This is a genomic window from Clostridium hydrogenum (genome assembly GCF_021432385.1).
Taxonomy (GTDB): domain Bacteria; phylum Bacillota; class Clostridia; order Clostridiales; family Clostridiaceae; genus Clostridium_S; species Clostridium_S hydrogenum.
On sequence record NZ_JAEACT010000002.1, the window covers coordinates 2131388 to 2152802 of the forward strand.

The 21415-nt window shown below is 30.5% G+C and carries 21 protein-coding genes; all 21 read right to left on the reverse strand.

Annotated features, from left to right (window positions below):
- Positions 1–6: 6 nt before the first annotated feature.
- The 21 genes from ybeY to gpr all read right to left on the reverse strand — a co-directional run bounded on the left by ybeY (position 7) and on the right by gpr (position 21265).
- Complete coding sequence (ybeY, locus tag CUEA01_RS09640) at positions 7–507, reverse strand: rRNA maturation RNase YbeY (protein ID WP_234121424.1); 501 nt, start codon at positions 505–507, stop codon at positions 7–9.
- 3 nt (positions 508–510) lie between these two features.
- Positions 511–2574 carry an HD family phosphohydrolase gene (locus CUEA01_RS09645; RefSeq protein WP_407929237.1) on the reverse strand — a complete coding sequence of 688 codons (2064 nt, stop codon included), beginning with the start codon at positions 2572–2574 and terminating at the stop codon, positions 511–513.
- Positions 2575–2650: 76 nt separating this feature from the next.
- Positions 2651–3784: a sporulation protein YqfD gene (gene yqfD, locus CUEA01_RS09650; RefSeq protein ID WP_234121426.1), complete on the reverse strand. Its 1134-nt coding sequence runs from the start codon at positions 3782–3784 to the stop codon at positions 2651–2653.
- The gene (gene yqfC / locus CUEA01_RS09655) at positions 3774–4076 is read right to left on the reverse strand and encodes a sporulation protein YqfC (protein WP_234121427.1); all 303 of its coding nucleotides are present in this window, start codon (positions 4074–4076) and stop codon (positions 3774–3776) included. The genes yqfD and yqfC overlap by 11 nt, the downstream gene beginning before the upstream one ends.
- 139 nt (positions 4077–4215) lie before the next feature.
- The gene (locus tag CUEA01_RS09660; protein WP_234121428.1) at positions 4216–4665 is read right to left on the reverse strand and encodes a GatB/YqeY domain-containing protein; all 450 of its coding nucleotides are present in this window, start codon (positions 4663–4665) and stop codon (positions 4216–4218) included.
- A 20-nt stretch (positions 4666–4685) separates the two neighbouring features.
- Positions 4686–4862: a 30S ribosomal protein S21 gene (gene rpsU, locus CUEA01_RS09665; RefSeq protein WP_234121429.1), complete on the reverse strand. Its 177-nt coding sequence runs from the start codon at positions 4860–4862 to the stop codon at positions 4686–4688.
- Positions 4863–4981: 119 nt separating this feature from the next.
- Complete coding sequence (locus CUEA01_RS09670) at positions 4982–5326, reverse strand: histidine triad nucleotide-binding protein (protein ID WP_234121430.1); 345 nt, start codon at positions 5324–5326, stop codon at positions 4982–4984.
- 51 nt (positions 5327–5377) lie between these two features.
- Positions 5378–6682, reverse strand: a complete 1305-nt coding sequence (gene mtaB / locus CUEA01_RS09675) for a tRNA (N(6)-L-threonylcarbamoyladenosine(37)-C(2))-methylthiotransferase MtaB (protein WP_234121431.1) — start codon at positions 6680–6682, stop codon at positions 5378–5380.
- Positions 6682–7434, reverse strand: coding sequence for a 16S rRNA (uracil(1498)-N(3))-methyltransferase (locus CUEA01_RS09680; RefSeq protein ID WP_234121432.1), 753 nt, complete (start codon positions 7432–7434; stop codon positions 6682–6684). The genes mtaB and CUEA01_RS09680 overlap by 1 nt, the downstream gene beginning before the upstream one ends.
- Before the next feature lie 17 nt (positions 7435–7451).
- Positions 7452–8387: a 50S ribosomal protein L11 methyltransferase gene (prmA, locus tag CUEA01_RS09685; protein WP_234121433.1), complete on the reverse strand. Its 936-nt coding sequence runs from the start codon at positions 8385–8387 to the stop codon at positions 7452–7454.
- Between the two features lie 74 nt (positions 8388–8461).
- Positions 8462–8638, reverse strand: coding sequence for a hypothetical protein (locus CUEA01_RS09690; RefSeq protein ID WP_234121434.1), 177 nt, complete (start codon positions 8636–8638; stop codon positions 8462–8464).
- Positions 8639–8674: 36 nt separating this feature from the next.
- A complete protein-coding gene (gene dnaJ, locus CUEA01_RS09695) occupies positions 8675–9799 on the reverse strand; it encodes a molecular chaperone DnaJ (RefSeq protein WP_234121435.1) in 1125 nt (374 codons plus the stop codon).
- A 179-nt stretch (positions 9800–9978) separates the two neighbouring features.
- Positions 9979–11832, reverse strand: a complete 1854-nt coding sequence (gene dnaK / locus CUEA01_RS09700; protein ID WP_234121436.1) for a molecular chaperone DnaK — start codon at positions 11830–11832, stop codon at positions 9979–9981.
- Positions 11833–11968: 136 nt separating this feature from the next.
- Complete coding sequence (grpE, locus tag CUEA01_RS09705; protein ID WP_234121437.1) at positions 11969–12565, reverse strand: nucleotide exchange factor GrpE; 597 nt, start codon at positions 12563–12565, stop codon at positions 11969–11971.
- A gap of 18 nt (positions 12566–12583) precedes the next feature.
- The gene (gene hrcA / locus CUEA01_RS09710) at positions 12584–13621 is read right to left on the reverse strand and encodes a heat-inducible transcriptional repressor HrcA (RefSeq protein WP_234121438.1); all 1038 of its coding nucleotides are present in this window, start codon (positions 13619–13621) and stop codon (positions 12584–12586) included.
- Positions 13622–13805: 184 nt separating this feature from the next.
- Positions 13806–14933 (reverse strand): radical SAM family heme chaperone HemW, encoded by a 1128-nt coding sequence (gene hemW / locus CUEA01_RS09715; RefSeq protein ID WP_234121439.1) that lies wholly within the window; start codon positions 14931–14933, stop codon positions 13806–13808.
- A 2-nt stretch (positions 14934–14935) separates the two neighbouring features.
- Positions 14936–16744 carry a translation elongation factor 4 gene (lepA, locus tag CUEA01_RS09720; protein WP_234121440.1) on the reverse strand — a complete coding sequence of 603 codons (1809 nt, stop codon included), beginning with the start codon at positions 16742–16744 and terminating at the stop codon, positions 14936–14938.
- Between the two features lie 419 nt (positions 16745–17163).
- Positions 17164–18261 (reverse strand): stage II sporulation protein P, encoded by a 1098-nt coding sequence (locus CUEA01_RS09725; RefSeq protein ID WP_234121441.1) that lies wholly within the window; start codon positions 18259–18261, stop codon positions 17164–17166.
- Positions 18262–18583: 322 nt separating this feature from the next.
- On the reverse strand, positions 18584–19084 hold the full coding sequence (locus CUEA01_RS09730; RefSeq protein WP_234121442.1) for a hypothetical protein: 501 nt from the start codon (positions 19082–19084) through the stop codon (positions 18584–18586).
- A gap of 52 nt (positions 19085–19136) precedes the next feature.
- Positions 19137–20222 carry a stage II sporulation protein P gene (locus CUEA01_RS09735; protein ID WP_234121443.1) on the reverse strand — a complete coding sequence of 362 codons (1086 nt, stop codon included), beginning with the start codon at positions 20220–20222 and terminating at the stop codon, positions 19137–19139.
- A 56-nt stretch (positions 20223–20278) separates the two neighbouring features.
- Positions 20279–21265, reverse strand: a complete 987-nt coding sequence (gene gpr / locus CUEA01_RS09740; protein ID WP_234121444.1) for a GPR endopeptidase — start codon at positions 21263–21265, stop codon at positions 20279–20281.
- Positions 21266–21415: the final 150 nt, after the last annotated feature.

Here is a 21415-nt window from a genome sequence, read left to right on the forward strand (position 1 = left end):
TTAGCTTTACCTATTTAAACCAAAATTATTTAATATTTCTTCTTCTCTTTTCCTCATTTTTTTCTTATCCTCTTCCTCCATGTGATCATAACCCATGAGGTGTAATACAGAATGAACTGTTAAATAAAGAGCTTCTCTTAAAAAAGAATGACCGAATTCTATGCTTTGTTCTTTAGCCCTTTCAAGGGATAATGCTATATCCCCAATAACAAGTTTATCATCGTCTAAATATGTATCATCAAATTGAAAATTATTGTAAGTATCCTTGAATACCTTGCCCTCTGGATACTCAAGCATTGGAAAAGAAAGCACATCGGTTGCACTATCTATATTCCTGTTTTCCCTATTAATTTCACGTATTTCGTCGTTATCTACTAATATCACTGATACTTCATATTCAATATTTACTTCTTCTTCTTTAAGTGCATAATCAATAACTTCTTTAAGTTTTGTTTCAATCTCTTCATTAACTTCTATAATCGTCTGCCTATTATCTATAAAAATCATATTTTACTCCTTCTGCTTCTTCTGTAATGTTTTATCTACAGGATATTCTATTCTTTGGTGATATATACCAAGCAAAGAACTTAAAAATGCATTTCTTATTTTTTCTATATCTCTAAGAGTTAATTCACAATTACTAAGTTGTCCATCCTTTAATCTTTCATTTATTATATTATTTATCATTTCTTCAATTTTACTCTTTGTAGGTTCTTGTATAGATCTTACCGCTGCTTCTATACTATCTGCAAGCATAAGTATTGCTATTTCTTTGCTTCTAGGTGCCGGCCCTGAATACCTGAAATTCTCCTCTTTAATTTCTTCTGGATTTTCACTTGTATTTTTTAAGGTTAGATAAAAATATTTAACAAGCGTATTTCCATGATGCTGCTGAATAGCATTTTGTATAACTTCTGGTATTTTATATTCCTTTGCAAGCTCAATTCCATCCTTCACATGTGAAATTATAACAAGTGCACTCAAATTAGGTGTTATTTTAGAATGTGGATTTTCTATTCCAATTTGATTTTCTTTAAAAAAGTATGGTCTTTTTATTTTACCAATATCATGATAATATGCAGAAACTCTAGTTAAAAGTGGGTTACCACCTACTTTTTCAACAGCTGCCTCTGCAAGATTAGCTACAATTATACTATGATGGTATGTACCAGGTGCCTCCATCAAAAGCCTTTTCATAAGCGGATGATTTGGATCTGAAAGTTCAAGCAGCTTAACTGAAGTAACTACCCCAAAAACATTTTCAAATATAGGTAAAAAGCCTATTGTAAGCACAGAAGATAGTACACCACCAACAAATGTAAATAATGCTTTTTGTACATTATCAATTACATTGCTACTAAGTAAAAATCCAACTGAAAATACCATAACTCCACTAACACAAGATATAAAAGTTGCTGCGTAAATTGTATCACTTCTTTGCTGCATATTTCTAAATACTATAGAAACTAAAACGCAACTAACTATAGCAAGAAGGGTAATTTCACAATTAAATTCACATACTGCAGAAATAAAAATACAATTTAATAAGCTTTCAGTTAAAGCCACCTTGTAATCTGAGAGTAAGGTTAAAAGCATTGGTATGCAAGCTATTGGTATCATAAAAGGTGAAATCATACTTATAGTTCTTGCTAGACCCAAAGAAATTGCATTAAGTAAACATATCATAATCAATTTTCCAACATTATCATATATCTTTTTATTATATTTGAACAAATAAAATATTTGAACAAATAGCACTAATGCAACTAATACTGCTAAACTTATATATACATACCAATTATAACTACTTTTACTATTTAACAAACCTAAGTCTTCTAATATAGAAATTTCATTTGAGGTTACCGGTTCTCCATCCTGTACAATAATTTGATCCTTTTTAATCATTACTGGAGAAACCTTTTTTGCAACTTCATCCTTTACTTCTTTTGTTTTTTCATTATCAATAAACGTATTTGGCTTTATATACAAATTTACAATATCAACTCCGAGATTATCTGTTTGCTTACTGTACTTTGAATTTTCAAACTGATTATTCGCATACTCTTGTGCTTTTTTTATATCACTAGAATTTCCATCCTTTATTTCGCCATTAAAAATCTCCTTAATAATTTTTTCTATGGTCTGTTGTAATCCCTTCAAATCGTCATCACTTAAAGCTAATATATTTTTTATATCATCATTACTTAAACTGATACTAAGCAAAGTTTTTAACTGTTGAGTTTTTCCATTATCATCAATTTTCATGTCTTTAACTTTATTAATATTGTCAAAATTAGTATTAATATCATTAAGTGCATTATCCTGTACTTGAGTATTTTTATTATATTGAACTCCAACGGAATTTATGGCCTGCTTAACTTTTTCTTCTGTAGCAATTCTATCTTCAACATCTCTTGGTGCTTTTATATCCGTTTTTGCAATATCACCTTCATTTAAATTATACTTTTTTGTAACAAGCGATGTAAGAAGTATGCTATATATAATAAAAAAAGAACATACTAAAATAAAAATCCTTTTAACCTGATTTTTTTTAATTAATTTTAAACTTTCCATATACATTCACCCTTTTGTTTACAATAAGTATTTAGCTGCGTTTAGATATACATCGCTTCAAACTTCAAATCTACAATTATTGTTTTTGTGAAATATTTTCTTCCGTAGTTACCAAAATTCTTATTGTACATATATCCCCTTTTATATTTGTATCCACCACTTTATTTTTAATCTTTACACTTTTATCAAACTCACTACATAACTTTTTATACATATCACTGGTAGTATTATCTATAAGCTTTTGCTTATTTAATTTTTCTATTGTATCTAAAACTTCATAATATACTTCTTTTTTAATAAAAAAATTTCCACTTACTATTTTATCATATTTCTTAAATTTATTTTCACTTTTTTTTAAATAAAACTTTTTATTTCCTATATCTAGATAGTAATTTTCTATTTTTTTCCCTGTTCTCTTTCTTACATGCTTAGTCAAAGAAACATCAACAATTCTTTCATTAAAAGTTTCAGCAATTACGTCTCCATCGGCATGAACATTGTACACATTTCCTTCATTACCTTGTTGCCCTTTAATAAGTACTTGTCCCTTTTTAACGACATCTCCAGCTTTAACTACTGCCGTACCCGATCTAGTATATATTCTAAGTATATAGCCATCCTGTTTTGCTACAACATCACCTGCATTATCGTTCTTTACAATTTGAGGTGGTTCTTGCCTTTCTGCAACATTAATTTTAAGATGTGATCCATAAATTCTGACTCTCACCCACATTATATCATTATTTTTTTCTATAAGCTTTTTCTCCAAATCATACACGTTAATGCTTTTTTTACTTATACCTGGTTTTATTCCAAGTGTATTAAGTTCTGCTCTTATATTATATGGAGGTATGTTTTTTTGAGTTTTTATATCTATCCCCCATATAAATGTAGAAAGATAGTATGTTAAAAATATAAAAATTATTCCTCCAATAAGTATTGAAATCCTATTTCTAAGTTTAATTAAAATAAAACCAATTCCCTTTCTTCCTGTTATCTTTATTTTTGCTCTTGTTTTCTCAGATATTTCTTTTACTTTCTTATAGTCTTTAAGCTCAACCCCTATTTGCAATAAATTTATATCTAATCTTTGGACCTTGTTTAACTTTATTCCTCTATTATAAATCAAATTTAAAAATTCTTCTGGCTTTTTTGTTCTTATCTCAATTGTTATAAATGCATTTTTAATTTTCTCAAATTTAATTTTCATTTTTATCATCTCCATAAGTAATGGTTTTAAACTTACCAGATATAATTATCGTATGACTGCCAATATAAAGAATTTCAAGTTTATATCCTTCTATATTTATTATTCCTATTTCTGTGCTTACACTAATTATATTTTCATTAAACAACAATATTTCCTTATGATTTTCAATTGTTATTTCTTCATTACCTACAACAGATATATCTACTTTGGGAATATCTAAAACAACGTCTCTTGGAAAATCAAGCTTCTTTGCAATTTTTTGTTTTATTTTATTTATTGTAAATTTTTTCACCCTTTCACCCTCAAATCGCATAACACTTTCATATTTAATTTATGACTATTAAATCCAATAAATTACGCTATGCTTAAAATATTTAAAACAAAAAATAATAAAAAGACCCGGAATTATCCGGATCTTATATAGAAATTTTTTACTTATTATTCAAAAATTCTTTTACAAGTTTACTTACTAAAGTACCATCTGCACGGCCCTTAGTCTTTGGAACTACTGCTCCCATGAGTTTCCCCATGTCCTTCATGTTATTTGCACCAATACTTGCAGCTGCATCGTTAATTACACTTTTAATTTCATCTTCAGTCAATTGCTGAGGAAGGTAATTCATAAGAATTTCAATTTCACTATTTGCTTTATCAATCAAATCTTGTCTATTACCTTTTTCAAACTCAACTAAAGCCTCTCGCCTCTGTTTAATCTCTCTTGATAAAATTTCAACAACCTTAGGATCATCTACTTTTTCACCATCAGTTTTTTCAACCTGTAAAACAGCAGCTCTAGCCATACTAATTATGTTAGCCTTAAACTTATCGCCACTTTTTAAGGCATCTTTCCAATCTTGCTGAAGTTTTTCCTTAAGGGACATTCACGTACCTTCTTTCAAACCTATTTAAACTTTCTTTTTCTTGCAGCTTCAGATTTCTTCTTTTTCTTTACGCTAGGTTTTTCATAATGTTCTCTCTTTCTTACTTCTGAAAGAACCCCCGCTCTAGCGCACTTTTTCTTAAATCTTCTTAATGCACTTTCTAAAGATTCATTTTCTCCAACTTTAATTTCTGACATCTATATCCCTCCCTCCGCTAGCTTAACTATATTACAAAACGCAGCTAATTGGGCTAAACAACACACTAATTATTATACAACACTCAAAGCTTTACTGTCAACAATTTCATTTAGATTTATTAACCTGGTGGCCAATTGAGACTTCTTCCTCCAAGCAAATGAAAATGAACATGTGGAACACTTTGTCCTCCAAACTCTCCACAATTAGAAACTACTCTATAACCATCTTTATCTATTCCCAATTCTTTTACTATTTTAGGAATTGTCTTGAAAATATGTGCTATTATTTCAGCATCTTCCTCATTAACCTCAGTTAAACTTGCAATATGCTTTTTAGGGATAATTAACACATGTACTGGAGCTTCAGGGTTTAAATCCTTAAAACTTAAAATTTTATCGTCTTCATATACTTTATTTGATGGTATTTCCCCCTGAACTATCTTACAAAAAACGCAATCACTCATGTCATCACCTCCTTGATTATTATATTCAACATAAAAAATTTTTTTCCTTCGTTACTGCATAATATGCCCATACAAATAATCTTCTTTGGCTTCTTCTATCTTTACAGTTAAAATATTACCTGAAATATTCTCATTGCTATTAGCTACTACCTTAACGTAATTTGCTGTATATCCTTCATATAAGTCATCATTGTTCTCAAAATTAGTTTCAAATAACACATCCATTTTACACCCAATAAACTTACTTATAAAGGCTTTTTCATTTTTATTATTAAGTTCAATAAGTTTATTACTTCTAAAATCTTTAATAGTACCAGGTACTTGTTCTTTCATATCAGCTGCCTTAGTACCTTCTCTTTTGGAATATTTAAATATATGCGTTTTTGAAAGTTTTATCTTCTTAAGAAACTCAAAGGTTTCATTAAACTCTTCTTCTGTTTCACCTGGAAATCCTACAATAACATCTGTTGTTATAGAAACATCCTTTATATTTTGTCTAAGTTTATTTACTATATTCATATAGTCCTCAGCAGTATAATGTCTATTCATCCTCTTTAAAGTTTCGCTGCATCCACTTTGGAGTGATAGATGAAAATGAGGACATAGTTTCTTCATCTTTTTAATTTTTTCAATTACATCATCACTAAAAAAAGTAGGATCAATAGAACCAATTCTAACTCTCTCTATACCATCAATTTTTTCGATTTCTTCAACAACTCTAACAAGATCCCAACCATTTTTTAAATCTGCACCGTAAGATGCAATATGAATACCAGATAGTATTATTTCTTTAAAGCCATGACCTGCAAGCTTATGGATTTCCTCCATGACCTGTTCTGGCTCTTTACTGCATATACCACCTCTAGCATATGGTATTAAGCAATATGAACAAAATCTATTACAGCCATCCTGTATTTTAAGAAAAGCCCTTGTTCTATCTTGATATTCTTCTATTTTTAAATCTTCAAATTTTTTATCTCTAAAAACATCTTTTACATTGACTATTTGTTCCTTTTTAGTCATATAGGTATTTAAATATTCTACTATATCACCTTTATTTTTAGTTCCAAGAACAATGTCAACACCATCTATACTTGCTACTTTGTCTGGTTCAACTTGTGAATAGCATCCAACTACCGCAATTACTGCATTAGGATTAAGCTTTTTAGCCTTACTTATCATTTGCCTTGATTTTCTGTCACCCATATTTGTAACAGTACACGTATTTATGACATATACATCAGCCTTTTCTTCTGGCTTCACATCTTCATATCCTGCTTTTATAAATTTTTCTGCCATAGCTTCACTTTCATACGAGTTAACCCTACAGCCAAGGGTAATAAAAGCAACCTTCATTATATCTTTCCTCCCATATCAGATAACTCATACATTATTAAAGCTGTACATACAAATCCAGCAGTTTCCGTCCTAAGTATTCTTGGTCCTAATGTAATAACATGAGCTCCTATTTCTTTTAATTCCTCTATTTCTTCTTCCTCAAAGCCACCTTCAGGTCCTATAATAATTGCTACGGTTCTTATATCTTTTGTATCTATTTTATTTATTACATTTTTTAATCCTATTCCTTCTTCGTTTTCATATGGAACAAGTATCAAGTCAATTTCTTTTAACTTTTCTTTCATATCTTTAAATTCCACAACGCCATTTACTTTAGGAATTAAACTTCTTTTACTCTGCTTAGCGGCTTCAAATGCAATTCTATTAAGTCTATCCAGTTTTTTAAATTCACCTATTTCATTTTTTACTACTACTCTTTCCATAATTACTGGTGTTATTTCACTAACTCCAAGCTCTGCTGACTTTTGAACAATTAAGTCCATCTTAGCTGCTTTAGGCATACCTTGAAAAAGATATACTTTAAGTGGACTTTCATTATTAATTTCAAGTTTTTTAAGTATTTCTGCCTTAACAGTCACCTTAGTTATTTCAACTATTTTAGCAAGGTATTCTTCACCTTCGCAGTTGTTTATACTTATTTCTTCGCCTTCTTTAAGTCTTAATACTTTATATATATGTTTTACATCTTCACCACATATATTTGCAATGTTATCTATAATATTTTCTTTAGGCACAAAAAATTTATGCATAGCTTAAAACACTCTCCTTATGATTTTGCAACTATACAAATCCATTCACCTTGATTATTAACCTCAAGTATTTCAAATTTATTTTTCTTTAATTCATTTATTACGTCTTGCGCTCTATCTTTTATTATTCCTGAAGATATAAAATATCCACCGTGAATTAAGGATTTATTAATATCAGGAATTAAAATTTTTATTACTTCTGCTATTATATTTGCAACAATTACATTAGCCTTTCCTTCAACAACTTCCATAAGATTTCCGTGTCTTATATCTATATTTTTCAAGTCATTTTTAGCTACATTTTGTTTTGCAGAATCAACTGCTACAGGGTCTAAATCTACTCCTATAGCACTTTTAGCCTTCAATTTGGCAGCTGCTATAGCAAGTATTCCAGAACCTGTTCCTATATCAAAAACCGTAGAATTTTCATCTACATATCTTTCTAAGGCTTGAATACACATTCTTGTAGTTTCATGAGTTCCAGTTCCAAAGGCCATGCCTGGATCAAGTTCAACTACTAGTTCATGATTCTTTGGTATATATTCTTCCCATATTGGTTTAACTACTACCCTAGCTCCAACTTTAGTGGGCTTATAATATTTCTTCCAATTGTTTTCCCAATCCTGTTCATTAACTTTACTTGATACTACAAGTCCTTCTCCCTTATCAATTCCAAATTCGCCTAAATTGTTAACACTGTTTTTTATGTATTCAAAATGCTCATTAAAATGCTCATCTTCTTTATAGTAAGCCTTAACTACAGCTCCTTTTTTTACCTTCAAAAGAGTTTCATCAAAGTAATCCCAATCCCCTGGATGTTTCTTCTTGAATTCAACATCTTCCGAATCCTCAATAGAAACGCCTTTTACAGGAGTGTTATATAATATTCCTGTAACTGCTTCAACAGCTTCACTACTTGTTACAATGTTTACCTCGATCCAATCTTTTTCCATATTTTTCCTCCAATATATTGATTAATGCACAATGAAGATGAATTTTCTTCATTGTGCATTATAAATTATAGCATTTATTTAGTTTGTTCGTCTATTTTTTCTAAAAGTTTTTTATATTCCCTTATTACTCCTCTAATTTCATCTTCGTTATCTTCAGCATCTTCATCCATTCCATAGCGAAGTTCTTGAATTCTAGTGTTTATAAGGTTTTTTACTGTGTTTATTTCATTATCATCTAATTCTATTTTCATATTTCCTCAGTCCTCCACTTAATTTATATTATTTCTTTAGAAGAACTTTTTAAAACCAGACTTTTTTTCTTTCGGACTTTCACCGCTGGCCTCCATGTATAATTTTAAAGCTTCCTTTTGTTTTTCATTTAAGCTCTTAGGAATATCAACAATAACTTTTACATATTGATCCCCTCTTCCACTGCTATTAACTTTAGGAACGCCCTTACCTTTTAATCTAAATACTGTACCCGACTGTGTTCCAGCTGGAACTGTGTATTTAACATCACCATCAATTGTAGGAACGGCTATTTCTGTTCCAAGTGCAGCTTTAGGGAAGCTTATATGAGTATCTAAATATATATCAAATCCTTGTCTCTTAAATTCCTTACTAGGAATAACTTTTATATTTATATACAAGTCTCCTGCAGGACCGTTATTTTTACCATGTTCGCCTTGACCTCTAAGTGGTATTACATTTCCTGTGTCAACACCTGCTGGTATATTTACAGATATTTTTCTTCTTTTTCTTTCAATACCTGATCCATGGCACTCTGTACATGGTTCAGAAATTATCTTACCTTTTCCGCCGCATTTGTCACAAGCTGCTTCTGTAACAAAGCTTCCAAGTGCAGTATTTCTTTGAACTCTTATTCTACCTGTACCATGACATTTATCGCAGGTTTTTGCTGATGTGCCTTTCTTTGCACCACTTCCATGGCATGTTTCACAAGTTTCATTTCTAGTTATATTAACTTCTTTTTTAGCTCCAAAAACAGCTTCTTCAAAAGTTAATGTTATAGTATATTCAATGTCATTTCCTCTTTCTGGCGCATTTGGATTTCTTCTTGAACTGCCTCCTCCAAATCCACCTCCAAAGAATGAACTAAATATATCTCCTAAATCTCCAAAGTCACCGAAGCCCCCTGAAAAGTCTCCAAATCCGCCTCCGGCACCATTGAAGTCTGCAGTACCAAATCTATCATAATTTGACCTCTTCTCAGGATCAGATAAAACTTGATATGCTTCATTTATTTCTTTAAATTTTTCTTCTGCCTCTTTATTCCCTCTATTTTTATCAGGGTGATATTTAATAGCGAGTTTTCTAAAGGCTTTTTTTATTTCATCTTCAGACGCACCTTTTTGAATTCCTAGTACTTCATAGTAGTCTTTATTTGCCATCCCTTTCACCACCTATTTCATCTATAGATAAACCATTTCAAACCTAAAAATTAAGGGAAGGGTCAAAACCCGTTCCCTTACTTATAAGTTTGCATCTCTTTATATTATACTTACAATTTAATTAAATTCAAACCTTTTTTTTAGATGTACCATTGATTTTGGCAGTTAAACTGTTTTATCTATTTGTCATTGTCAACTTTAAAATCAGCATCAACTACATTATCATCATTTCCACCTGCATTACCAGCTCCTGGATTTGGACCTGCACCTGCTGCATTTGGATCTCCAGCTGCTCCTGGGTTTTGCTGATACATTTTAGTTGTTACTGCATATAAAGCTTGTGTTAAATCTTCAACAGCCTTCTTTGTTGCTTCAAGATCTGTTCCTTCTTTAACTTTCTTAACTTCTTCTAATTTTGCTTCTATATTTGTTTTATCTTCAGCTGGTACTTTATCTCCAAGATCTTTTAATGTTTTTTCTGTTTGGAATACCATTTGATCAGCATTGTTTTTAACTTCTATTGCTTCTTGTTTCTTTTTATCTTCTTCTGCAAATTTTTCTGCATCTTTAACAGCCTTATCTATTTCATCATCGCTTAAGTTTGTTGATGCTGTTATTGTAACATGTGATTCTTTTCCTGTTCCCTTATCTTTAGCAGAAACATTTACTATACCATTTGCATCTATATCAAATGTTACTTCTATTTGTGGTACTCCTCTTGGAGCTGGTGCTATACCGTCAAGCGTGAATCTTCCAAGGCTCTTATTATCAGCAGCCATTTTTCTTTCACCCTGTACTATATTGATTTCAACTGCTGGTTGATTATCTGCAGCTGTTGAGAATACTTGGCTTTTTCTTGTAGGTATTGTTGTATTTCTTTCTATTAAAGGAGTAGCAACTCCACCTAAAGTTTCGATTCCAAGAGTTAAAGGTGTAACATCAAGAAGTAATACGTCTTTAACATCTCCTGTTAATACTCCAGCTTGAATTGAAGCTCCTACTGCAACACATTCATCTGGGTTAACTCCCTTTGATGGGTCTTTTCCAGTAAATTCTTTAACTGCATCCTGTACTGCTGGTATTCTTGTTGATCCACCAACAAGTACTACTTTATCTACATCATTTATTGATAATCCTGCATCTTGAAGAGCTTTTTTCATTGGCTCAATTGTTGCTTGAACTAAGTCATGAGTTAATTCATTGAATTTAGCTCTAGTTAAGTTCATATCTATGTGCTTAGGACCTGTTGCGTCTGCAGTAATGAATGGAAGGTTGATATTTGTTTGCATAGAAGATGATAATTCAATTTTTGCTTTTTCAGCTGCTTCTTTTAATCTTTGAAGAGCCATCTTATCATTTCTTAAATCAATTCCATTGTCCTTTTTAAATTCTTCTGCAATGTAATCCATTATTTTTTGGTCAAAATCGTCTCCACCTAAACGAGTATTTCCGTTTGTTGATTTAACTTCAAATACTCCATCTCCAAGTTCAAGTATAGATACATCGAAAGTACCACCGCCAAGGTCATAAACGAATATTTTTTGGTTTGTATCCATTTTATCTAAACCATAAGCAAGTGAAGCTGCTGTTGGTTCGTTTATTATTCTTAAAACTTCAAGACCAGCTATTTTTCCAGCATCCTTAGTTGCTTGTCTTTGGCTATCATTAAAATATGCAGGAACTGTTATTACTGCTTGAGTAACTTTTTCTCCTAGATAAGCTTCTGCATCTGCCTTTAACTTTTGAAGTATCATTGCTGATATTTCTTGTGGTGTATAATCCTTACCATCTATTGATACTTTATGAGCTGTTCCCATTTCTCTCTTTATTGATATAATTGTTTTATCTGGATTTGTAATTGCCTGTCTTTTTGCAACTTGACCTACAAGTCTTTCTCCATTTTTTTGGAAAGATACTACTGAAGGAGTAGTTCTTGCACCTTCTGAATTAGCTATAACTACTGGTTCTCCACCTTCCATAACTGCTACACATGAGTTTGTTGTTCCTAAATCTATTCCTATTACTTTTGACATATATAAAACCTCCTAATTGTTTACCTATGGTGAAACCAGTTCAACTATTAATTTATTCATGCACCATAATATCTTCAAAATTGTCATTTATGAACATGCATAAATTAAGTTTCACATTAGTTTCCCTTTATATATTTTAATTTGCGACTTTTACCATACTGTGTCTTAATACTTTATCTTGTCTTTTATATCCTTTTTGAAGAACTTCAACTATTTCATTTTCTCCATAATTCTCATCCTCTATATGCATAACTGCATTGTGGACATTAGGATCAAACTGTCCTTCGCCTGGTATTTCTTCAACTCCAAGCTTAGTAAGAGCTCCTTTAAACTGCCTTATAGTCATATCTATTCCCTTTTTTAGATCCTCAACGCTACCTTCTGTCGCAACAGCTCTTTCCAAATTATCAAGAGTTGGAAGCATCTCGTTTATAACATCACTGCAAGCATCTGTATATATTCCTTCTTTTTCTTTAACAGTTCTTTTTCTGTAATTTTCATATTCAGCAGTGATTCTAAGGACTTTTTCCTTCATGGCATCTAATTCATTTTTTAATTTTTCATTTTCATTTTTAAGTTTAGCACCAAATAATTTCATATCTTCAATTTCCTTTTCTTTAGAAGATTCTTCTTTTGTTTCATTTTCTGAACTTTCAGATGCCTCGTTTTCTTCTACTTCACTTTCTTCAATATTATCATTTTCTTCAATGTTGTCATTCTTATTTTCCTTCATAAGCTCACCTCTTAATCTTTATTCATCATTGTCATACAATCTATTTAAATTATTATTAATTTGCTCAACTACTTCTGTTATTACTTTTATAACATTTGAATAAGGAATTCTAGTAGGTCCTATGACTCCTATTGCTCCAAAAGGTCTACCTTGTATACCATATACTGACGAAATTACACTACATTCTTTAGCTTCTATAATTTGATTTTCATTTCCAATACTAATATTAATTCCACTTGAACCATTAAATAATCCCCTAATAATATCATTGTTTTCTACTAGTGAAAGAAACTCTCGTACTTTCTCAACATCCTGAAATTCAGGATAATTAAAGATATTAGTTGTACCCTCCATATACACTTCAGAAGAATCAGATTCTTTTAAAATTGCATATAAATTTGTAATTATAGAACTAAAAATATCTTCATGACCACTAAGATCAGTTTTTAAGTTGTTTATTACTTCTAAATTTATTTGCTCTATAGTTAATCCCTTAACTCTTTCATTAATGAGCGCAGTTAATTTCATTAAATCATCTGCACTAACATTCTTAGTTACTCTTATAATGCTATTTTTAATAGCTCCAGTATCTGTTAAGATTACACATAGAATGCTATTTACATCTACTTTAATAAGTTGTATAGCTTTTATATGACTTTTATTTGAGGATGATGCCTTAACTATACAAGTAAGCTTAGTCATCTCTGAAACCAATGACATCGCTTGTTTGAGGATTTTATCAACTTCAAAAATTGCCTCATTAATTATTTTAGTCTTAATCAAAATTTCTTCTTCAGGTGATATTCTGGGTATTTCCATAAGCTTATCAACATACAATCTATAACCCTTATCAGAAGGTCTTCTACCTGAAGACGTATGAAGTTGCTCTATATAGCCCATGTCTTCCAAGTCAGCCATTTCATTTCTTATTGTTGCAGAACTTATGCCTAAATCATATTTCTTTGCTATAGTTCTAGATCCAACAGGCTCTCCTGTGTTTATATAATCATTTATAATAGCCTGAAGAATTTTAAGCTTTCTTTCCTCCATTTCCATCTTATCACCTCTTTATTAGCACTCACCTCGTTTGAGTGCTAACGACTATGTTTATAAAATAACACCTTGATTTATATTTGTCAATATTTTTGAATTTAAATTAAAATGTGAAATTCAATCATTTAATTGATTTATCGCTTTCATAATCTGTTTTGCTTATTTTTTCTCAGTTTTATTTAAAATCTCATGTTAATATAAAATCACTCATTATTGTATTTGATATTTCGATACCTCTTTGTGATAAAAAAATTCTGCCTTCTTCTTTCTTTAATAAGCCTTTCTTTTGGTATTTGTCAATCAAATCACCATATACATCATATATACTTTTACTAAATTTAAACTTAAAATCCTCTTCGCTAATTCCATTTGTTTTTCTAAGTCCCAAAAACATAAATTCTTCAATATTGTCTTCAATAGAATTTTTAAAGCTTTCTACCGATGGATCAATATTATCAAAAACTTTTTCTATATATTTTTCCACGCTGCTCTCGTTTTTATTCCTACTACCATTAAAGTATGAATGGGCAGATGCTCCACATCCTATATAATCATCCATACTCCAATAAATCATATTGTGTTTGCATTCTCTTCCTTCTTTTGCAAAGTTAGAAATTTCATATTGATTATACATATTAGTTTTCAAAAAATTTATAGTAAATTCATACATTTGAATTTCTATTTCTTCACCAGGCAAATTTAACTTTCCCTCTTGATACATATTATAAAAAGGAGTTCCCTCTTCAATAATTAAACTATATGAAGAAATATGTTCTGGATTTAATTTAACTACTTCATTTAAAGTTTCTTTCCAATCTTGAAAAGTTTGATTTGGAATTGCAAACATTAAATCTATATTTATATTATTAAATCCCATTCTCCTTGCTAGATGAAAACCATCCAAAAATTGTTGAAGATCATGAATTCTACCAAGTTTTTCTAAAAGTTTATCCTGATATGCTTGAAGACCTATACTTAGCCTATTGACACCAATGTCTTTCATTATAGCAAGCTTTTCTTCATCAAATGAACCAGGATTGCACTCAACTGTAAATTCACAATCTTCATATTTACTTATATTTTTTAAGGCGCTTTTTAAAATACCCCAAGCCTCCAATGATAGATAACTCGGGGTACCTCCACCTATAAATATTGTACTAACTTTTTTATCTTTTACTTTGTTCTCAATTTCAACGCTTAATGCTTTTGTGTAATCTAACATGTATTTTTCAATTGAAGAATAAGAAGGAAAGTCACAATACAAACATTTTCTCATGCAAAAAGGCAAATGTATGTATAGTCCTAATTTCTTCATAATTAATCCACCTTCAAAATTGACATAAATGCTTCTTGTGGAATTTGAACACTTCCAACCTGTCTCATTCTCTTTTTACCTTCTTTTTGCTTTTCAAGAAGTTTCTTCTTTCTTGAAATATCTCCGCCATAACATTTAGCAAGAACGTCTTTTCTCATTGCTTTTACAGTCTCTCTAGCTATAATCTTGCTTCCTACAGTTGCTTGAATAGGTATTTCAAATAACTGTCTAGGTATTATTTCCTTTAGCTTTTCTGCTATAGCTCTTCCTCTATCATAAGCTCTTTCCTTTGGAACAATCATAGAAAGCGCATCAACTATATCGCTATTTAAAAGTATATCTAATTTAACAAGTTCTGTTCTTTGGTATCCATTTAATTCATAATCAAAGGAAGCATATCCTTTTGTTCTCGATTTTAAATCATCAAAGAAGTTATATATTATTTCATTTAGAGGCATAATATAGTTTAGCATTACTCTCGTAGTTTCTATATATTGCATATCTATAAAAGTACCTCTTTTATTTTGACACAATTCCATAACTGCACCAACATAATCCGATGGAGTTATAACTTGTGCCTTTACAATTGGCTCTTCCATATAATCTATTTCTGTGCTTTCCGGCAAATTTGTAGGATTTGTTATTTCAATCAAAGTTCCATCAGTCTTTGTAACCTTATATACAACCGAAGGAGCTGTTGTGATTATATCAAGATTGAATTCTCTTTCTATTCTTTCTTGAATTATTTCCATATGAAGTAATCCTAAAAATCCACATCTAAAACCAAATCCAAGTGCCAATGAAGTTTCAGGTTCAAAGTTAAGCGCAGCATCATTTACTTGAAGCTTTTCAAGTGCATCTTTAAGTTCTCCATATTTAGCACCGTCAATTGGGTATATACCACTGTAAACCATAGGCACAGCAGGTCTGTATCCTTCTAAGGCTTCTTTTGCCGGATTTTTAGCATCTGTTATAGTATCTCCAACTCTTGCATCTCTAACATTTTTTATTGATGCTGTTATATATCCAACGTCTCCTGCTTTAAGTTCACTCACAGCTAAGAAATTTGGTATAAATACTCCAACTTCTGTTACATCGTATTCTTTGTTTGTTGCCATAAGCTTTGCCATAGTTCCAGGTTTTATACATCCGTCTATAACCCTTACATAGCAAACTACTCCTTTATAACTATCGTAATATGAATCAAATATAAGTGCCTTAAGTGGTTTATCTTCATCACCTTTTGGCGCTGGTACCTTTTCTACAACAGCTTCCAAGACATCTGCCACATTAAGTCCTGTTTTTGCAGATATAAGTGGTGCATCTCCTGATTCTATTCCTATAACGTCTTCAATCTCAGCCTTTACTTCTTCAGACCTTGCACTAGGAAGATCTATTTTATTTATTACTGGTACCACTTCGAGACCATGATCCACAGCTAAATAGCAGTTAGCTAGGGTTTGTGCTTGTATTCCTTGAGTAGCATCTACAACAAGTATAGCTCCTTCACAAGCTGCTAAACTTCTTGAAACTTCATAATTAAAGTCTACATGCCCTGGGGTGTCAATTAAATTCAATACATATTCTTCACCATCTGAAGGCCTTTTATAAATCAGTCTTGCTGCTTGCGATTTTATTGTGATTCCTCTTTCTTTTTCAAGTTCCATATTATCAAGGACCTGCTGTTCCATCTCTCTTTGTGTAAGTGTCCCTGTAATCTCTAAAAGTCTATCTGCTAATGTTGATTTACCATGATCTATATGTGCAACTATGCAAAAGTTTCTTATATGTTTTTGTCTTTCACTTTGCATTTTTAATCCCTCCATTTATGTAAAATAAGTAAGCTAAAAAACTAAAACTTAACTTAGAGTAGAGAGTAAAGAGTAGAGAGTAGAGTGATGGTTGATTTTTCTCCGCTAACGCTGCAAAAAATCTTAAAACTTATTTTTCTATTACTACACAGTCACACCATATATGGTGTATAAAGAATCTTACAACATTTAAATTTAAGCTTTACCTAGGCAGCGGGAAAGTCACATCACTCTTCACTCTACTCTGTACTTTGTACTCTGATTCAAATTCTAATTTATAAGGATACATTTGTTATTTATAATCTCCATGTTTCAAGCTATTTATCTCTATATACTTTATCATGTCAATAATCAAAATAAATTATAGCATATAAATGAGTTCTTGGTAAACAAAATTCATTAATGCTGCTAAAATCCTCTTACTTCGCATTAGCTTTTTTGCTATTTAAATATTGAGCTATTATCCTTGCAATATACTTTGAAGTTCCCTTTGCTTCATCCAAAGTATTTATATTTGAACCAACCTCAAGCAGTAATGCATTGTTGCTTTTTTGTTGGTTATAATAGTTAATACCATAATCATAATAATCTACACCTCTACATAAGGATGGAAATAATTTATTGGATATTGAAACCAGTCCATTTACTATACTCATATTTTTATCAAAATGCGGATTTTTCCTAGTCATTACAAACATAAACTTTGCAACATCTTCTCCATTAATTTTTGTAGTTACAGCAGCCTTACAATAAGCAGAATCATTAGGACTAGCATCCCTATGCAAATCAATTATCATCTTAAAATCTCCATATTTCTTTAAATACCTATCTAAAAGCTCCCCTGATCTTGCATAACTATTGTTATAATCAGTACAGTTAATTGTATTGTCGTTAATCGCAGAAATACCATAGTTTTCTTCAAGTTCCTTTGCAATTTCATCGCCAACTTCACATACGCTTTTCTTGGGATCTGTAGAATCATTTTTGCATGGTTTATAGCTTTCAAAAGTATGACTATGATATATTAGTACCTCTGGTTTTGACTCATCTAATGTTTGCTTTAAACTAGGATCATATACATTTGCCACTTTGCCGGAATTTTGATTATCAGAAGAATTTTTAGATACATCTTTATCATTTAAATTAAAACTATCCACATCATTTTCTGTATCATTATCTACAAGCTTGTCCTTTAAATCTATTCCACCCAAGCATGCTAATTCCTTTGATATTACATTTTCAGGATGATATATATCTATACCCACAGTCTCAAGTAATAAAGTTTTTAACGAATAATTATTTTCATCTGTATTTTCTTCTTTATAATTTACCACTTCTAATGAAGGAATTGAATAATTCATTAATTGAATATACGACATATTGGTTTTACCATAATTCTCACTTGCATATGCGCTTACATTCTTAAAAAAGCATACAAATATAAATAAGTTTATCAATAACGCAAATACACTTATTTTTATAATAGTTTTATCTTCGTTTATCATTTTTTTATACATGCTAGCACCCCCATTATTAAAATATACTTAGGAAATGCAAATTTATTACTACATACTAATTAAATATTGCGAACCTTTTTTCAGAGTACAACTGACAGAGTACAGAGTACAGTGAAGGATGATTTTCTGTAGCAAAGCTACAGAAAATCTTATAATTTATTTTTTGATTGCTTACGCAATCGCTATATTATCAATGTTGTTCAGCGAAGCTGACAACATTTAAGTTTAAGATTTAGCTGACGTAAGGAAAGGTAAATCATCCTTAACTGTACTCTGTCATCTGTACTCTGTACTCTGAATAAAGGTTCTCAATAATTTTATATTAGTTCACTCCAAGGTATTGGTATATTTTTCCCTTAAAAGCAGAAATGTCTTTTCCAACTTCATCAATGCATCTGTTCATATCGTTTATGCATAAAGCACATGTATCATATATGTTATTACATTTGCCATCTATAGTATCTAATATTTTATTATTAATATAGATTTTATAATTTGCTGTTTCAAATCTTAAATCTATAGGATTATCACTAAATAATATTCTAAATTTAGGCACATACACTTTTTCAAGAACATCTATAGCATTACTAGAACTTTCTTCTTTATCTGTTTCATTCTCTTTATGTTCTAAATAATCAAGATGTTTTTCCATATCATCAAGATTATAATTATTCAACCTATTCATTTCTTCTTGTTCGCTTCTTTTTATGTGCATGTCATTGCAATATATATTTCTATTAAGCTGTATATTGTTTATACATGAGCACAATATAGTGATAATTGCAACTATAATTAAAAATGCAATTTTAAGCTTTTTCCCCATAAAACAAAAGCACCTCCTAATTATAAGGATGCACTATTTTGTAATTTATTATTCATTTTTTACCATTTAAATATTCAGCTATTACTCTTGCAATATACTTTGCACTGCCTTCTGCTTCGTTTAAAGTATTTACGTTTGAACCAACTTCGAGTAAAAATGCATTATTACTCTTACCTTGATTATAAAAATTAATACCATAATCGCAACCGTATATTCCACTACACAATTTAGGGAATAATTTATCTGTTATTGAAATTAGTCCATTTACTATAATCATATTTTTATTATAATGCGGATTTTTTCTAGGCATTACAAACATAAATTTTGATACATTTTCTCCATTTAGCTCTACAGTAGTATCATTTGCACAGGGAGTAGAATCTCTATGCATATCAATTATCATTTTAAAATCTCCGTACTTTTTCAAGTATTTATCCAAAAGTTCACCTGACCTTGTATAACTTTTATTATAATCAGCACAGTTAACAGTTTTATCGTTAATTGTGGCGATTCCATAATTTTGTTCTAGCTCCTTAACAAGCTCATCTCCGACTGCACATACATTTTGCGTTGGATCTGAAGAATCATCCTTGCAGGGCTTGTAGCTTTCAAAAGTATGGCTATGATATATTAAAACTTCTGGTTTTGACTCATCAAGCTTTTTCTTTAAACTAGGATTATAAACATTTACTACTGTATTCTTAGATTTGCTAGAATTTGAGCTATCAGAGGGTATCTTTGATATATCTATATCTTTTAAATCAAAATTATCTACGCTATTGGAGGTATCGTTATTATATGCAAGATTTTCTTCTAATTCATCCCACCTAAAACATGCCAATTCTTTTGATATTACATTTTTAGGATGATATATATCAATGCCAATAACCTGAAGCAACAAATTTTTTAGGGAATAATTATTTTCATCTGTATTTTCTTCTTTATAATTTACTACTTTTAATGAAGGGATTGAATAATTCATTAACTGAATATATGACATATTAGTTTTATCGTAATTCTTACTTGCATTTAAGCTAACATTTTTAAATGAGTTCATAAATATAAACAAATTTATCAATAGCGCAAGCACACTTATTTTTACAATAACTTTATTCTTGCATATTAATTTTTTATTCATAATAGCACCTCCATTATTAAAATATACTTAGGAGATGCAAATTTATTACTGTGATTTCAACTAATATATTTGCTGATTTCTTTTAATTCAAGTTCTGGTTGAAGTGCAATATTTAATGCTGTTGCTATTATATTTGATAATGTATCTATGATCATATCTACTTCCTTTGGAGTGACCATTAAATTTCCTATATACGGATCTAATAACTCATGTATCATTTTTTCTTTTTCACCTTTATCTATTGTTTTTAGCATATTATAAAATTTGCTTCCACTAGTCGACTCTTTTATCATTTCATCAATAACCAAATCTATGGTATCACTTGCCATTGTTGCTGCATCCACAACTGTAGGTACTCCAAGTGCTATTACAGGTACTCCCAAAGTTCTTTCACTTATTTCCATTCTTTTATTTCCAACCCCTGACCCTGGTGATATACCTGTATTGCCTATTTGTATTGTAGCATTAACTCTTTCCATTTTTCTAGATGCAAGAGCATCGATACATATAATTAAATTAGGCTTTATTTTTTCAACTATACCTTTTATTATTTCTCCTGTTTCTATTCCTGTTATTCCCAAAACACCTGGTGCAACCCCACATACAGGTCTTATCCCCTCATCAATGCTATCTGGAATATACTGTTTTAAATGCCTTGTTATCATAAGCTTTGAAATAACCTTAGGTCCAAGCGCATCAGGTGTAATATTCCAATTTCCAAGTCCAACGACTAAGGTTGTCATACTTTCATCTAATTTTATATTCTTAATAACCTCTCCTACTTCTTTAGATAATATTCTACTTACTCTTTCAACATCTTCAGGATCATAATTTGTAAGTTTAGGTATATCTAAAGTTATATACGTTCCTCGAGGCTTATTTAATGCCCTTTCTCCTTTTTCATCTTTAATATCCACTCTTGTAATTTTAATTTCTTCATCTTCCTTATTACTTACAATTACCCCTTCTATGGTATCATTTTTACTTTGCTTTGAATATATTTCTTTTGCCTCTATTGCTAAATCTGTTCTAACATTAAACATAAAATAACCTCCACATTATAATTGTTATAATATAGTTTTCCTTAATTTTTTTATACTATACAAATTTAAGGCATATTAAAGAAAATAATAGGTACAACTTTCGGATATTTTTGCGTAATACTTCATCACTATAACACGCTAAGACAACCA